This window comes from Thauera carbonicopians, from assembly GCF_025699485.1.
In the GTDB taxonomy this organism is placed as follows: Bacteria; Pseudomonadota; Gammaproteobacteria; order Burkholderiales; family Rhodocyclaceae; genus Thauera.
In genome coordinates this window covers 15,126-28,611 of record NZ_JANUXN010000006.1, presented here as the reverse complement: position 1 = coordinate 28,611, position 13,486 = coordinate 15,126, and the positions used below count along the sequence as shown (strand labels likewise).

The following is a 13,486-nucleotide window of genomic DNA, read 5'->3' as shown; positions in this document are numbered from 1 at the left end:
TCAGCGGCCGGACCGCGGCGCGCGCTTTGCCGCCGGCTTGCCGTTCCTGCGCCCGATGAGCGCGCCGGGCATCCGGCCATCGCCCGGCGGACGCCCTGCGACAGGCGGCCGCCCACCTTTCGCCACCGGCTGTACGGGCTGCTGGCGCGGTACCAGGCAGTTCGGCCCGTTGCCGATCAGGTCGGCGCGCCCCATCCGCATCAGGCCCTCGCGCAGGATCGGCCAGTTCTCGGGGTCGTGCCAGCGCAGGAAGGCCTTGTGCAGCTTGCGGATCTTGCCCGCGCGCGCGGTTTCAACCGTTTCGGAGTCGGCCGACACCTTCTTCAGCGGGTTCTTGCGCGAGTGGTACATCGTCGTCGCCAGCGCCATCGGCGTGGGCATGAAGGTCTGTACCTGGTCGAGGCGGAAGTTGTGCTTCTTCAGCCACAGCGCCAGGTTCAGCATGTCCTCGTCGGTGGTGCCGGGGTGGGCGGCAATGAAGTAGGGCACCAGATGCTGCTTCTTGCCCGCCTGCGCCGAGAACTTCTCGAACATGCGGCGGAACTCCTCGTAGGCGCCGATGCCCGGCTTCATCATCTTGGAGAGGGTGTTCTCCTCGGTGTGCTCGGGGGCGATCTTGAGCAGGCCGCTGACGTGGTGGGTGACCAGTTCCTTGACGTATTCGGGCGAGCGCACGGCGAGGTCGTAGCGCAGCCCGGAGCCGATGGTGATGCGCTTGACGCCGGGCAGCGCCCTCGCCTTGCGGTACAGCTCGACCAGCGAGGAGTGATCGGTGTTCAGGTTCTCGCAGATGCCCGGATAGACACAGGACAGGCGGCGGCAGTTTTCCTCGATCGCCTTGCTCTTGCAGGCCATGCGGTACATGTTGGCGGTGGGGCCGCCGAGGTCGGTGATGTGGCCCTTGAAGTCGGGCGAATGGTCGCGGATGTCCTCGATCTCGCGCAGGATCGATTCGTGCGAGCGGCTCTGGATGATGCGGCCTTCGTGCTCGGTGATCGAGCAGAAGGTACAGCCGCCGAAACAGCCGCGCATGATGTTGATCGAGAACTTGATCATGTCCCAGGCCGGGATGCGCGCACCGCCGTAGGCCGGGTGCGGGGCGCGGGCATAGGGCCGGTCATAGACGAAGTCCATCTCGGGCGTGCTCAGCGGCTGCGGCGGCGGGTTGATCCAGACGTCGCGCGCACCCGGGCCTTCGCCGTGGCACTGCACCATCGCCCGGGCGTTGCCGGGGTTCGATTCGAGGTGGAACACGCGCGAAGCGTGGGCGTACATCACCGCGTCGTCCTTGACCTGCTCGAAGGACGGCAGGCGGATCACGGTATGCGCGCGGTCGGCGCGGCGGGCGGCGACACGCTCGGCCGCCGGCACGATACGCACCGGCTGGGCGCCATCGGCAGCGGGCTTGGGTGCGGCTGCAGTTGGCTCCATTGCGTATGGATCGGGGTGGGCGTCGATGCGGCCCGGCCGGTCGAGCGCCAGCGAATCCGTCTCGTGCCAGGCCGCCGACGGCCGCCAGCCCGGCTTGACCATGAAGGCGGTGCCGCGCAGATCGCGGATCGCCTCGATCGGCTCGCCTGCGGCCAAGCGCCGGGTCAGCGCCACCAGCGCACGCTCGGCGTTGCCGAACAGCAGGATGTCGGCCTTGGAGTCGGGCAGCACCGAACGCCGCACCTTGTCCGACCAGTAGTCGTAATGCGCGATACGGCGCAGGCTGGCCTCGATGCTGCCGATGACGATGTTGGCGTCAGGGAAGGCCTCGCGGGCGCGCTGGGCATACACCGTCACTGCGCGATCGGGCCGCCTGCCGGCTTCGGCGTTGGGCGTGTAGGCGTCTTCGGAGCGGATCTTGCGGTCGGAGGTGTAGCGGTTGACCAGCGAATCCATGTTGCCGGCGGTGATGCCGAAGTACAGCTTCGGCTTGCCCAGCGCGCGGAAAGGCTCGGCCGACTGCCAGTCCGGCTGGCTGATGATACCGACACGAAAGCCGTGCGCTTCGAGCAGGCGGCCGACCAGCGCCATGCCGAAGCTGGGATGGTCGATGTAGGCGTCGCCGGTGACGAGGATGACGTCGCAGGCATCCCAGCCGAGCGCGTCCATCTCCTTGCGCGACATCGGCAGGAAAGGGGCGGCACGATAACCGGGGACGGCGCCGTCGAAGAGACAGGAAACCGGACTGGGCGGGGGACAGGAAACCGTTGATCCGGCTTCGTAAACTGGCTTTTGATTCATGATGGGCGCCATTGTATCGGCGCCTGCCCGAGCCTGCTTGTCCGCTTGTGTTACCAGAGTCGGGGGTCGGGCCTGTGAGCGATGCGCCGGGTACGGACCTTGCGCATGCTGGGGTGAGCCGGATTCAGCAGGTAGTTCCAGCCCACCGGCACCACTACCGACGGTACCCGCATCAGCAGCGTCGCGCCCCCTTTTACCCACTCATCACCCAAGGCCTGGCTTTCGGTACTGCCGACCGACCAATCCACATTGGCCTCGTCCCAGCCTTCCGGCGGCTCGACGGCGTGCGCCGCCGCCAGCGAGGCGGCAGGCAGGCTCACCTCCACTGCGATCATGCCGCGCGGCGGCTGATATGGCGTATGGACGCGCTTTTCGAGTTGCGCCAGCGCCAGGCTGTCGGCCAGATAGATCACCGGCGTGCCGACGCTGTTCCAGCGTCCGCCCACCGTCGCCACTCCATTGCCGGCGCAGCCGAAATCCTCCGCCGCGCACAGCACCATGCCGGTGTCGAAATCGATCCAGTCCTGTGCCAGCCGCCACAGGATGGCCATCAGGCCGCGGTCCCGGCCATGATGCGGCGCAGGGCGTTGATGACCGCCTGGTGGCCGGGCGTGGTGGCGAGCAGTTCGATCGGCACCGCGCCGCCGAGAACCGGCACCGGCGCCGCAAGCCATTCCCGGGCGGCCTCTTCATCGCCGAACACCCGCGCGGCCGCGCGCTCGACGTCTATCAGCCGCGCAACCCGGTCGGAATCATCCTGCGACAGCGGCTTGCCCTCGCGTACGCGGCGGTCGTAGGTCGCAGGCGCCACGCCGAGCAGTTGCGCAAGACTGCGCCCGCTGCGGCCGAAGCGGTTGGCGAAGCTGTCCAGCGAACCGACCTCGAAGCCTTCGCGCACCATGTGGTCGCGCTCGAGCGCGGACTTGGCATGCAGATAGTGCTCGATGCTGGCGCCCGCAGCCGAATGTCCGCGAGCAAACGCATAGGCTGCACCGGGCTCGCGTGCGGCGTGGACTGCCTTCAATTTGCTCATGATGTCCTCTTGAATCATTTGATTGCCTATCGTGAATCAAGTGAACACCGACAAGCCTGGATTGTCAAGCGATACCCGCTGCCGGCCGGCCATCGCCCCCCGCCTTCCAGGGCCCGGGCCGACGTATGCCGGCAGCCGCATGCTAGACTCGCGCCGCTTTCATCCGCTCGCTCCCGATGCAGATCCATCTCCTGATTCCCGGCCTGCTGTGGCCCGCTGCCACGCTGCTCGGCCCGGCTGCCGGGCTTGCACTGGACGGCCTGGCCACGCTGCTCGGCCGCGGGCGGCGACACGTCCGCGAATTCGAACCCTACGACCGCCAGCTCGCCCGCCTGTTCGGCCTCGAAGGTGAGGGACTGCCACTCGGCATGCTGCGCCGCCTGGGCGAGACGGATGCCGCAGCACCGCCACCCGGCAGCCACTGGCTGTGCGCCGATCCGGTCAATCTCTCCTTCGCCCGCGAGCACCTGCTGCTGTACGCCTTCGCCGACGGCGAGCTCGCGATGGACGAAGCGCGCGAGCTGGTCGCCGCGCTCAACGATGTATTCGCGGATCTGGGCCGCTTCGAAGCCTGCACGCCGACACGCTGGTATCTGCGGCTGGCAAAGCCCACCCGCGCCACACTCTATCCGCTGGACGACGTCATCGGCCGGCCGGTCAAGCATTTCCTGCCCGAAGGCGAAGACGCCCGGCTGTGGCAACGCACGATGAACGAAGCCCAGATCGTGCTGCACAACCATGCCGCCAGCCGCGCGCGCGAAAACGCGGGCTTGCGTGCGGTCAACAGCCTGTGGCTGTGGGGCGCGGGTGAAATCGAAACCGCCCTGGTTGCCCCCGCCAAGGCCGTACAGGCCACCGATCCGCTCAGCCTCGGTTTCGCCCGCGCCGCCGGCGTGCCGGCAAGCGCGCCCGACCCCGCCGGTGCCCTGCGCCAGGGCACCCTGGTCGTGCTCGATGCGCTGCGCAAGCCTGCCCAGCAGCTCGATCTCGACGCCTGGCGCAACGGCTTGCAGGCCATCGAGCGCGGCTGGTTCGCGCCGCTGGCCGCTGCCGTGCAGAATGGGCAGCTGAAAACCTTGCGCATCAGCGCGCCGAGCGACCGCGGCACGCTGGAAGTCGAAGTGCGCAGCACCGACCGCTGGAAGTTCTGGCGCAAACCCCATGCCTTCGACGCCCTGCTGAAGTCCATCGCACCGGCGCCCGCCGAGTTGCCCACGGCGCCGCCGCCCACGCATCCCGACACCGACCGATGACCCGCATCCAGTCCCGCCCCGTTTCGCCGCAAGCCCTCGACCGCCTCGCCGACGCCGGCCTGCACCCGCTGCTCGCCCGCCTCTACGCCGCCCGCGGCATCAGCCGCGCCGACGAGCTCGACACCAGCCTCAAGCACCTGCTGCCGCCCGAAGCCCTCACCGGCACCGGCGAAGCCGCGCAACTGCTGGCCGACGCCATCGAGGCCGGCGCGCGCATGGTCATCGTCGCCGACTACGACTGCGACGGCGCCACCGCCTGTGCCATCGGCATGCGCGCGCTGCGCGCCTTCGGCGCCGACGTACATTACCTGGTGCCGGACCGCGTCACCCTCGGCTACGGCCTGACCCCGGCAATGGTCGAGATCGCCGCCCGGCTCGAACCGGACGTGCTGATCACCGTCGACAACGGCATCGCCAGCGTCGAAGGCATCGCCGCCGCGCGTGCGCACGGCATGGCGACGCTCGTCACCGACCACCACCTGCCGGGCGACGAACTGCCCGACGCCGACGTCATCGTCAATCCCAACCAGCCCGGCTGCGACTTCCCAAGCAAGGCGCTGGCCGGCGTCGGCGTCATGTTCTACACCATGCTCGCGCTGCGCGCCGAACTGCGCGAACGCGGCGCCTTCGCCGGCAGCAAGGAACCCAACCTCGCCGACCTGCTCGACCTCGTCGCCCTCGGCACCGTCGCCGACGTCGTCAAGCTCGACCGCAACAACCGCATCCTGGTCGCCCAGGGCCTCGCCCGCATGCGTGCCGGCCGCCTGCAGCCCGGCATCCGCGCGCTGTTCTCGCTCGCCGGCCGCGACCCGGCGCGCGCCAGCACCACCGACCTCGGCTTCATGATCGGCCCGCGCCTGAACGCTGCCGGCCGGCTGTCGGACATGAGCCTGGGCATCGAATGCCTGATCACCGACGACGCCGGCCGCGCCATGCACATCGCCCAGGAGCTCGACCGGCTCAACCGCGAGCGCCGCAGCATCGAAGCCGGCATGCAGGAAGAAGCGCTCGCCCGCCTCGCCGGCAACGGCGAGATCAGCGCCGGCAGCCGCGCCACCATCGCGCTGTTCGAGCCCGACTGGCACCAGGGCGTGATCGGCCTCGTCGCCAGCCGCATCAAGGAAAGACTGCACCGCCCGACCATCGCCTTCGCCCGCAGCAGCGACGGCGAACTGAAAGGCTCAGGCCGCTCGATCCCCGGCCTGCACCTGCGCGACGCGCTCGACCTCGTCACCAAGCGCCACCCCGACCTGATCGCGCGCTTCGGCGGCCACGCCATGGCCGCCGGCCTCACCATCCGCGAAGCCGACCTGCGCCGCTTCGACGAAGCCTTCGAGGAAGTCGTCGGCGAACTGCTGGACCCCGCCCAGCTCGAACACCGCATCGATACCGACGGCAGCCTGGAACCGGGCTATTTCGCCCTCGACGCGGTGCGCATGCTCGAAAACGAAATCTGGGGCCAGGGCTTTCCGCCGCCGCTCTTCGACGACGTCTTCCGCGTCGAACGCCAGCGCGTGCTGAAAGACAAGCACCTCAAGCTCGAACTGTCGCGCGGCGCCACCCGCTTCGAGGCCATCCGCTTCAACCACGCCGACGGTGCCGCTGGCCAGATCCATGCCGCCTACCGGCTGGGCATCAACGAATACAACGGCGTGTCGAGCGTGCAGTTGATGCTGGAGCACTTCGAGGCGGCCTGACAACGGGGAGCAGGATCGGAGTTAGAATAGGTTTCCTTACTTCATTACTTTCGGAGGCTAGCATGCTGGCCAAACGAACGAGCAAGAACCAGATCACTCTGCCCAAGGCCATTGTCCAGACGGTAGGCGAAGCCGATTACTACGACGTCACCGTTCAGGATGGAAAAATCGTCCTGGCACCGGTTCGCCTTCAGCAGGCTGACGCGGTGCGGGCAAAGTTGGAAGAATTGGGCATCACGCAGGATGACGTGGACGACGCTGTCGCCTGGGCGAGAAAGCACGCGTGAATCTCCCGCGCGTCGTTCTCGACACCAACTGCCTGATCTCGGCCCTGATCTTCTCTCGCGGCAACTTTGCCTGGCTGCGTGAAGCCTGGCAGGCCAGGCGTTTCATTGCGCTTGCCAGCCACGACACCATCAGTGAACTCCTGAGAGTATTGCACTACCCCAAATTCAAGCTGGACCGCGATGCACGGGAAATACTGCTGGCTGAATTTCTTCCGTATGTCGAAACGGTCAAAATCGAACACACACCTGAAGGTCTGCCGGACATCCGGGATCCCGACGACATCATCTTCCTGATACTGGCCGTCACGGCCAAAGCCGACGCATTGGTCAGCGGCGATGCGGACATCCACGCCGTGAAAGCGCAGTTTCACATCCCCATCGTTACTGTGGCCGAATTCGCCGACTGGTTGAAACGGCATTGAGGGCATACCCGCCCGATGGTTTCAACGCCTGAAGGCAAGCACCAGCACCCCCGAAGCCACTAGGCCGATACCGAACCACTCGCGGGACGAGAGACGCTCGCCGAGAAACAGGAAGGCAAAGATCGCCACCAGCACAAGGCTGAACTTGTCGACCGGCGCCACCTTGGATGCCTCGCCCAGTTGCAGCGCACGAAAGTAGCAGACCCAGGACGCGCCAGTGGCGAGTGCGGACAAGGCCAGGAACAGCAGGGTTTTCAGTGGCAGCTCCAGCGGGTTGCTCCACTTGCCGGCGAGCCAGACGAAGGGGGCCAGCACGAAGAGGATCAACACCGTCCGCACCAGCGTCGCCAGATCGGAATCCACGCCGGCAACGCCCACCTTGGCGAATATCGCCGTGAGCGCGGCGAAGCAGGCCGACAGCACCGCCCAGAAGAACCAGTTCGAGGCAATGGACATGGGTCAGGACACCGTTCGCATGATCAAGGCCGGGGCCGCTCGATGTGCCGGACGGTACTTCCATACCGGGCCAGTTTTCCGTCCGTGGTGAGCAGGGTCAGCGGCTCGACGATCGACTGAGCAACGAGCAGGCGGTCGAAAGGCTCGCGATGATCATCGAAGGCCGGCAATTCAGCCAGCTTGAGGAGGTGGGCGTTCCCGATCGGCAGCCAGGAAAAGCCCATCTTTTCGACCTGAGCGGCAAACACGGACAGGTCGACATGAACCTTGCCCAGCCCTGCCTTGACGGTCAGCTCCCACAACGACACCTGACTCACCCTGACTTCGTCCGCAGCGTCGACGAATTGCTGGACCTCGTCCGTGACGCGATCGTCACCGGTCTGCCACCAGAAGGCGAAGTGCGTGTCGAGCAGCAGCCTCACCGAGCTTCTCCGCCAGGGCCTGCACTTTCGTTCTGGAATGCGGCAAAAAGCTCATCGACGGGTGCATCGAAATCATCCCCCATCTTCCAGTCCCGGCCGCTCAGGCTCCCCGGCGGAGCAATCCGGCGCTTCGGGGGCCGATATGCAGCGAGTGTCGCCACCGGCTGGCCGGCGCGCGCAATGATCACCTCTTCGCCTCCCTCGACAAGTTCGAGCAGACGCGACAAGTGGGTCTTTGCCTCATGGACGTTCACAACTTGCATGACGATCTTGCCGACTGAATGAACTAAGGCTTAGTCTAGTTCATGCACGCGCTTAGTCCACTGGCTTATCGTTTGTCGTAAACCTCGACAGTCGCATGGCGCTCCCGCGCACCTTTTGCCACGCGGCAGTTCACGGCAACATCCTTGTCACCGGCACGGATGCTTCCTTCTACGACCAGGACATTTCCCTTTTCGTAGTGACGACCGCTCCACTGCCAGGTCGCAACGCCCTTGCCGGCGAAATGGGCTTCTGCTTCCGAGCGGCACCACGACAGCAGTTCGCTGCCCAGGTGAAACTCGATCTCTTCCCGCGGATAGGACTGCGCCGCAAGCTGCGGCGCAAAGCTCAGAAAGGCCAGGCCCAAAACGAAACGCATCGAAGCCCCCTGTTCATTTGTTCACTGAAAACGTGATCGGCGCCGTCAGGAAACCCACAGGCCGGGTCATTACGTCATAAGGTTCGAACTGCCATTGGGATACTGCCTTGATCGCAAACTCATCCAACCATGGATGAGGCGACTGCTGGACCGTTATGTTCGACGTCGTTCCGTCCGGATTGATGAAAAACCGCACCCTGACCTCGCCCTGGATACCTGCGCGCCGAAGCGCGGCCGGGTATTCAGCCCCAACCAGCTTGACGATTTTCAGCTTCGTTCCATCGGGCAAGGACACATAGCCTCGCGTACTGTCGGTGAAATCCGGGCTCGAAGCACAAGCTGTCACCAGGAGTGCGAAAAATATTGGAGCTGCCCATAGCCGGTACGACACCTGAAAACCTCATATCGGGATTGCTTGAATGGCCCGGCATGCCGTATGGCACATGCACCATGGTCCAACGACAGGGCTGATCTTTCATTGCAATCGCCCCCTGCGTCAGACCCGCAGGAATATACCATATGCAAAAACGGCACCACGCGGGGCCAGCCGGCCTCCCGCATCCCGCGCCGTCAGCTACGCGTCTTCTTCTGCCCCGCTTTCCGTGTTGCCGGCTTTCGCGTGGCTGCCTTCTGCGAACCGGCCTTCTGCCCTGCCCCTTTCCCCGTGTCGAGCAGATCCAGCCACAGCAGCGCATCCGCGTAGGACATGAAGTTTTCCAGGTATTGAGGCGCAATGTCGCGCATGCGGATCAGTGCCTGCAGCACGAGGAAATGCGAATTGAGCGGCCCGGCATTTTCCGGCGCCTGCGCCAGCGCCTGTGACAACTGCTGCTCCAGGCTGAGCCGCGACCAGATGCTGCCGAAGTAGTGCAGCGACTTCAGCTCGCCGCCGGATGCGCCGGGCGTGGCCGCTGCAAGCGGTGCGGCGGTGTTCTGGCGGGCGGCATGGGCAAGCAGTTCGGCGAGTGGGCTGGGGCGGGGTGCATACCGGCGCGGCGCGGACTGCTGCGGCTCAGAGCGGCCCGGCGCCACCGCCTTGTTCTCGGTGCTTGCCCCGACCTCGGCACCTGCATGCTCGAAGCGCTCGCGGAGCGCGGCCAAGCGGCGCGCCAGCTTGCGTGCCACCGCCGCACGCGCCGCGCCTTGCAGGTTTTCGCCCCGCCGCCACATCGCCTCGATGACACGGAAACCCACCGGGTCGAAACTCGCCGCACCACGGCTGCGCAAGGCATCGATGAGCGCGGCCGTGTCGTCGTCTTCCGGTGCGGCATCGAGCCGCGATTCAGCCCGAAATAGCGAAAACGGTTCCCCTTCGGCAGCCCATCCGTCGCCACCAGCGCCCGGCAAGGCAGTTCCTGAGGACGGAGGCTCAGCCATTCGCGGCCGCCTTTTCGGCCAGCTTCTGCGACGATCTCGGCACCGGCGCGATCTCCACCCGCCGGTTGCGCGAACGGCCTTCGGCATCGTCGTTCGGCGCCACCGGCTGCTCCGAGCCGAATGCCGCGGCGAACACCGATGCGGACGGCACGCCTGCCTCGATCAGTACCCGCGTCACCGTCAGCGCGCGCTGCGCCGACAGATCCCAGTTGTCGGCGAAGCGGCGGTTGCTGTCGAGCACCGGCCGATCGTCGGTGAAGCCGCTGACCATCAGCATTTCGTCGTGCGTGCCGAGATAAGCCGTCAAGGGCGCCGCCAGGCTTTGCAGCAGTTGGTGGCCTTCCGGTTGCAGTTCGGCCGAGTTGTGGGCGAACAGCACGCTGCCGCTGATGCCGATGCGCCCGCCTTCCAGCGTCACCCGCCCTGCGGCCAGCGGTACCGCCAGCGCCTGTTCCAGCGCCTCACGCCGCTGTTCCTCGATCTGGCGCTTTTCCACTTCGGCTTCCAGCGTGGAGGCGAGCTCGAGCTGCACACCCAGTACGCCGACCAGGATCAGCACGAAAGCGCCCAGCAGCCCCGACATCAGGTCGCCGAACACGCCCCAGGCCGGTGCGGAGTCCTCGATGCCGCCGTGGATCTCTTCCATGCTCACACCTCGCCGGCGGCGGTGCGGCCAGGCTGCAGGCCCTCGACCATGCGCTGCTGCGACATCAGGCTGAGGTCGATGATCTCGCGCGCCTGCGCCACGTAGTAGGCGAGTTGCTCATCGCTGCGTGCCATCGATTTTTCCAGCGCGCCTTCGATGCGCTGCAGGCTCGCCATCAGCTTGTCGTTCGATTCGCTGAACAGCTGCACCGCCAGCCCGAAGGCCTCGGCCAGGCTCGCCACCTCGACCGCGCCGCCGGCAAGCTGGCCGGCGGTGTCGGTGAGCCGCGTGGATTCGGCTTCGATGCGCTCGGTGAAGCCAAGGCTGGCACGCTCCAGCGCCGACGCCGACGAGGCGACCAGCGCATCGATCGCCTGCCGCTGTTCGGTCGATGCATGGTTGATCGCATCCAGCAAACCGCCCAGCGTTTCCATGATGCGGCTGCGCTCGGCCAGCGAAGCGTTGTCGCGCGCGATGCTGGCCGACAGCTCGTGGCGCAGCTCGCCGATCACTTCGGCCGCGGCGCGGGGCGCTTCGGCTGCGGTCTGCAGCAGGCCGCCGACCTGCTCGATGGTGCGGGCGGCCTGTTCGTGGGTGGCGCTGGCCAGGCTGCGTGCGGTTTCGTCCAGGCGGGCGAGGACTTCCTCCTGCCGGCGGCCGGCCTGTTCGCCCGCCTGCCCCCAGGCCTCGCGCAGCGAGCTTGCCATTGCCTCCAGCGCCTGTGCCTGCGCCGCCTGCCGGGCGGCGTCCTGCGCGGCCAGGTCGGCCTGCAGCGCGGACAGCCGAGTCTCCACCTGCTCGACCAGGGCGGCGGAACGCTGCGCGAAAGTGTCGGCGAAGGCACGCAGGGCAAGCTGAAGCTCATCCGTCGCGGTCCTGCTGCCCTGCGCATGGCTCGCCAGCGCATCGGTCCAGGCTTCGGCCACCTGGCCGGCACTGGCTTCGAAACGTGCTGCCAGGCCTTCGAAACGGGCTTCCAGCGCGCCGGCCACCTGCGTGTGCAGTTCGGTGGTCTGGCGCGCGATGCCTTCCGCGGTCGCGGCGAAATCGCCGCGCAGGCCGGCCTGCGCGTCGCCGACCGAAGCCAGCAGGCTTGCCGCGCGACGCTCGAAATCCTCGTTCCAGCCGGCGAGCGATGCGTCCAGCTTGCGCCCCAGCGCCTCGCTGCCGGCCTCATGGCGGGCAAGCGCGGTAGTCCAGGTATCGGCCACGCTGGTCGTGGCCGCCTCCAGCCGCTGCGACACGCCGTCGAGCTGCGCCTGCACGCCATCGGCGACCTGCTGCTGCAGCGCAGCCGTCTCGCGCGCGATGCCGGCCATGGTCTCGGCCACCACCGGCTGGATGGTCTGTCCGGCCAGGCGGGCGCTTTCGGTCAGGCTGTCCTTCAACGAGGCATCCACCGATGCCGCCAGCGCCGCATAGGCGCCGCGCGCCTCGTCGTGGAAACGCTGCTGCCCGGTGGCGAGACGCTCGTGAAGTTCGGCGCCCTGACGCTCCATCTGCGCCATCATCGTCCGCAGGGTATCGACCAGCGTCGGCAGCAGCCGCGCCTGCTCCTTCATGGCGACGAAGGCCTCCTGCCGCAGCTGCGCCAGCGAAGCACCGCGCAGTTCACCGGCGATGCGGCCATCCAGCAGTTGCGAGGCCCGCAGGCGTTCGCGCCGGCACAGCGCCGACATCAGGCCCAGCATGGCCGACGCCGCCACCCCCGCCACCGAAGTGCCGAAGGCGACGCCCAGCCCCTTCACCGGCGCCGCCAGCGACGAGCGGATGGTCTGCAGGTCGGTGGTGGTCTCGAGCGCGATCACCGCGCCGTCCAACGTCATCACCATGCCGAGGAAAGTACCGAGCATGCCCAGCAGCACCAGCATGCCCACCAGATAGGGCGTCAACGCCGGGCCGGGCAGGCCGATGCGTTCGCCTTCGACGCGCAGGCGCACCGCGTTGCGCAGCGAAACCGGCAGGCCGCCCAGCCAGCGCTCGAATCCGGCCGCTGCTGCGCCGCTCTCCGTCGCTCCGACGCCTTCTCCTCCCATTGCAAGCGTGGCCGGAATCGCGCCCAGCGCCTGCCGCAGCGCCGCCGTTGCGCGCTCGAAGCGCAGCAGTTCCAGCGTACCGGCCAGGTACACCAGGCCGATCAGCACCGTCATTCCCAGGGCCAGCGGACTGCGTCCGACATAACCCGCGCCCACCCACACCACCACGGCCAAGCCCAGCAGGAAGGCCGCCACGCTCATGCTTCTGTTCATTCCCGTTCCGTCGATTCCGTATCCAGCGCCGCCACCAGCCCCGCCACCGGCATCAGCCGCAGGTCCAGTTCGGCCAACAGCACGTGCTGCATCTCCGCGCAAAAGCGCACCGGCCAGCCGTCCGGCGACATCCATCGGCCAGGGCCGTCGTCCTGCCCTGCTCCGGCCAGCTCCACGGCCGGCTGCGCGCCATGTGCCTCGAACAGGCGGGCGAAGCGCTTGCCCAGCAGCACCGGCACCTGGGCAAGCAGGCTGGCTTCGCGCACGGCCAGCGCCTGTTCCATCACCGCATCCAGCGTGGCTAGCTGCTTCAGCGCGGCGGACTGCCGGGCCAGTTCCGCACGCGCCCGCGCACGCAAGGGCGCGATGCCGCCCGCCAGACTGCGCTGCCGGGCCAGGTAGTGACGGTGGAGCGGCGAGAAATCCGGTTTGGCAGGGTCGGCAAACGCCTGGGCGGCAGCTTCGGCCAGCGCTTCCGGCCAGGCCGCAGCCGGATCGCCGCCTCCCCGCTCCGCCGCATCGGCGGCGGCGATGCCCTCCGCCAGGCCGCTCCGCATGCGCGCCAGCTCCGCACGCAAGGCTGCCGCGTTCGCTGCCGGAGATGCCGCGGCAAGTGCTGCCGTGGCGGCCGCCGTGCTCGAATTCAGTGCCGGATACAGCGCCAGCGCATCCTTGAAGCCCAGCCATGCACCCAGGCGCTCGGCAAAGGACTGCCGGGGCTCCACGGCATCCGCCACGGCCAGCTCTGCCAAGGCCCGCACCAGCGCGGCAC

16 protein-coding genes are annotated in these 13,486 nt (G+C 67.4%); 4 read left to right on the top strand and 12 right to left on the bottom strand.

What is annotated here, in order from left to right:
- From NX068_RS10125 to NX068_RS10115, 3 genes are all read right to left on the bottom strand, one after another.
- Nucleotides 1-2,115 (bottom strand): YgiQ family radical SAM protein, encoded by a 2,115-nt coding sequence (locus NX068_RS10125; protein ID WP_263461293.1) that lies wholly within the window; start codon nucleotides 2,113-2,115, stop codon nucleotides 1-3.
- 167 nt (nucleotides 2,116-2,282) lie between these two features.
- The gene (locus tag NX068_RS10120) at nucleotides 2,283-2,783 is read right to left on the bottom strand and encodes an RES family NAD+ phosphorylase (RefSeq protein WP_263461151.1); all 501 of its coding nucleotides are present in this window, start codon (nucleotides 2,781-2,783) and stop codon (nucleotides 2,283-2,285) included.
- Entirely contained in the window at nucleotides 2,783-3,265 is a 483-nt protein-coding gene (locus tag NX068_RS10115; RefSeq protein WP_263461150.1) for an Xre family toxin-antitoxin system antitoxin, read from the bottom strand. The genes NX068_RS10120 and NX068_RS10115 overlap by 1 nt, the downstream gene beginning before the upstream one ends.
- A gap of 176 nt (nucleotides 3,266-3,441) precedes the next feature.
- On the opposite strand from NX068_RS10115, the gene NX068_RS10110 reads away from it, so the two are divergent.
- The 4 genes from NX068_RS10110 to NX068_RS10095 all read left to right on the top strand — a co-directional run bounded on the left by NX068_RS10110 (nucleotide 3,442) and on the right by NX068_RS10095 (nucleotide 6,924).
- Nucleotides 3,442-4,518 (top strand): hypothetical protein, encoded by a 1,077-nt coding sequence (locus NX068_RS10110; protein ID WP_263461149.1) that lies wholly within the window; start codon nucleotides 3,442-3,444, stop codon nucleotides 4,516-4,518.
- Nucleotides 4,515-6,215 carry a single-stranded-DNA-specific exonuclease RecJ gene (gene recJ / locus NX068_RS10105; RefSeq protein WP_263461148.1) on the top strand — a complete coding sequence of 567 codons (1,701 nt, stop codon included), beginning with the start codon at nucleotides 4,515-4,517 and terminating at the stop codon, nucleotides 6,213-6,215. The genes NX068_RS10110 and recJ overlap by 4 nt, the downstream gene beginning before the upstream one ends.
- Before the next feature lie 62 nt (nucleotides 6,216-6,277).
- Nucleotides 6,278-6,502 carry an AbrB/MazE/SpoVT family DNA-binding domain-containing protein gene (locus NX068_RS10100; protein ID WP_263461147.1) on the top strand — a complete coding sequence of 75 codons (225 nt, stop codon included), beginning with the start codon at nucleotides 6,278-6,280 and terminating at the stop codon, nucleotides 6,500-6,502.
- On the top strand, nucleotides 6,499-6,924 hold the full coding sequence (locus NX068_RS10095; RefSeq protein WP_263461146.1) for a putative toxin-antitoxin system toxin component, PIN family: 426 nt from the start codon (nucleotides 6,499-6,501) through the stop codon (nucleotides 6,922-6,924). The genes NX068_RS10100 and NX068_RS10095 overlap by 4 nt, the downstream gene beginning before the upstream one ends.
- Nucleotides 6,925-6,945: 21 nt before the next feature.
- Here the strand turns inward: NX068_RS10095 and NX068_RS10090 are convergent, their stop codons facing one another.
- The 9 genes from NX068_RS10090 to NX068_RS10050 all read right to left on the bottom strand — a co-directional run bounded on the left by NX068_RS10090 (nucleotide 6,946) and on the right by NX068_RS10050 (nucleotide 13,475).
- Nucleotides 6,946-7,380 (bottom strand): EamA family transporter, encoded by a 435-nt coding sequence (locus NX068_RS10090; RefSeq protein WP_268740129.1) that lies wholly within the window; start codon nucleotides 7,378-7,380, stop codon nucleotides 6,946-6,948.
- A gap of 23 nt (nucleotides 7,381-7,403) precedes the next feature.
- Complete coding sequence (locus tag NX068_RS10085) at nucleotides 7,404-7,802, bottom strand: type II toxin-antitoxin system VapC family toxin (RefSeq protein ID WP_263461145.1); 399 nt, start codon at nucleotides 7,800-7,802, stop codon at nucleotides 7,404-7,406.
- Nucleotides 7,799-8,065 carry a type II toxin-antitoxin system Phd/YefM family antitoxin gene (locus tag NX068_RS10080; RefSeq protein ID WP_263461144.1) on the bottom strand — a complete coding sequence of 89 codons (267 nt, stop codon included), beginning with the start codon at nucleotides 8,063-8,065 and terminating at the stop codon, nucleotides 7,799-7,801. Before NX068_RS10080 ends, NX068_RS10085 begins: the two co-directional genes overlap by 4 nt.
- 65 nt (nucleotides 8,066-8,130) lie before the next feature.
- Nucleotides 8,131-8,442 (bottom strand): hypothetical protein, encoded by a 312-nt coding sequence (locus NX068_RS10075; protein ID WP_263461143.1) that lies wholly within the window; start codon nucleotides 8,440-8,442, stop codon nucleotides 8,131-8,133.
- 13 nt (nucleotides 8,443-8,455) lie between these two features.
- Complete coding sequence (locus NX068_RS10070) at nucleotides 8,456-8,737, bottom strand: energy transducer TonB (protein WP_263461142.1); 282 nt, start codon at nucleotides 8,735-8,737, stop codon at nucleotides 8,456-8,458.
- Nucleotides 8,738-9,012: 275 nt separating this feature from the next.
- Complete coding sequence (locus tag NX068_RS10065) at nucleotides 9,013-9,819, bottom strand: DUF2894 domain-containing protein (protein WP_263461141.1); 807 nt, start codon at nucleotides 9,817-9,819, stop codon at nucleotides 9,013-9,015.
- Nucleotides 9,812-10,465 (bottom strand): OmpA family protein, encoded by a 654-nt coding sequence (locus NX068_RS10060; protein WP_263461140.1) that lies wholly within the window; start codon nucleotides 10,463-10,465, stop codon nucleotides 9,812-9,814. Before NX068_RS10060 ends, NX068_RS10065 begins: the two co-directional genes overlap by 8 nt.
- Nucleotides 10,466-10,467: 2 nt before the next feature.
- Nucleotides 10,468-12,714, bottom strand: coding sequence for a DUF802 domain-containing protein (locus NX068_RS10055; RefSeq protein WP_263461139.1), 2,247 nt, complete (start codon nucleotides 12,712-12,714; stop codon nucleotides 10,468-10,470).
- Nucleotides 12,711-13,475, bottom strand: coding sequence for a DUF3348 family protein (locus tag NX068_RS10050; RefSeq protein WP_263461291.1), 765 nt, complete (start codon nucleotides 13,473-13,475; stop codon nucleotides 12,711-12,713). Before NX068_RS10050 ends, NX068_RS10055 begins: the two co-directional genes overlap by 4 nt.
- Nucleotides 13,476-13,486 lie beyond the last annotated feature (11 nt).

Bases quoted from the DNA above. Each gene is read 5' to 3' on its own strand.
- NX068_RS10060 (WP_263461140.1), bottom strand. From the start codon at position 10,465: ATGGAAGAGATCCACGGCGGCATCGAGGACTCCGCACCGGCCTGGGGC.
- NX068_RS10100 (WP_263461147.1), top strand. From the start codon at position 6,278: ATGCTGGCCAAACGAACGAGCAAGAACCAGATCACTCTGCCCAAGGCC.
- NX068_RS10090 (WP_268740129.1), bottom strand. From the start codon at position 7,380: ATGTCCATTGCCTCGAACTGGTTCTTCTGGGCGGTGCTGTCGGCCTGC.
- recJ (WP_263461148.1), top strand. From the start codon at position 4,515: ATGACCCGCATCCAGTCCCGCCCCGTTTCGCCGCAAGCCCTCGACCGC.
- NX068_RS10125 (WP_263461293.1), bottom strand. From the start codon at position 2,115: ATGTCGCGCAAGGAGATGGACGCGCTCGGCTGGGATGCCTGCGACGTC.
- NX068_RS10065 (WP_263461141.1), bottom strand. From the start codon at position 9,819: ATGGCTGAGCCTCCGTCCTCAGGAACTGCCTTGCCGGGCGCTGGTGGC.
- NX068_RS10120 (WP_263461151.1), bottom strand. From the start codon at position 2,783: ATGGCCATCCTGTGGCGGCTGGCACAGGACTGGATCGATTTCGACACC.
- NX068_RS10080 (WP_263461144.1), bottom strand. From the start codon at position 8,065: ATGCAAGTTGTGAACGTCCATGAGGCAAAGACCCACTTGTCGCGTCTG.
- NX068_RS10110 (WP_263461149.1), top strand. From the start codon at position 3,442: ATGCAGATCCATCTCCTGATTCCCGGCCTGCTGTGGCCCGCTGCCACG.
- NX068_RS10055 (WP_263461139.1), bottom strand. From the start codon at position 12,714: ATGAACAGAAGCATGAGCGTGGCGGCCTTCCTGCTGGGCTTGGCCGTG.
- NX068_RS10075 (WP_263461143.1), bottom strand. From the start codon at position 8,442: ATGCGTTTCGTTTTGGGCCTGGCCTTTCTGAGCTTTGCGCCGCAGCTT.
- NX068_RS10115 (WP_263461150.1), bottom strand. From the start codon at position 3,265: ATGAGCAAATTGAAGGCAGTCCACGCCGCACGCGAGCCCGGTGCAGCC.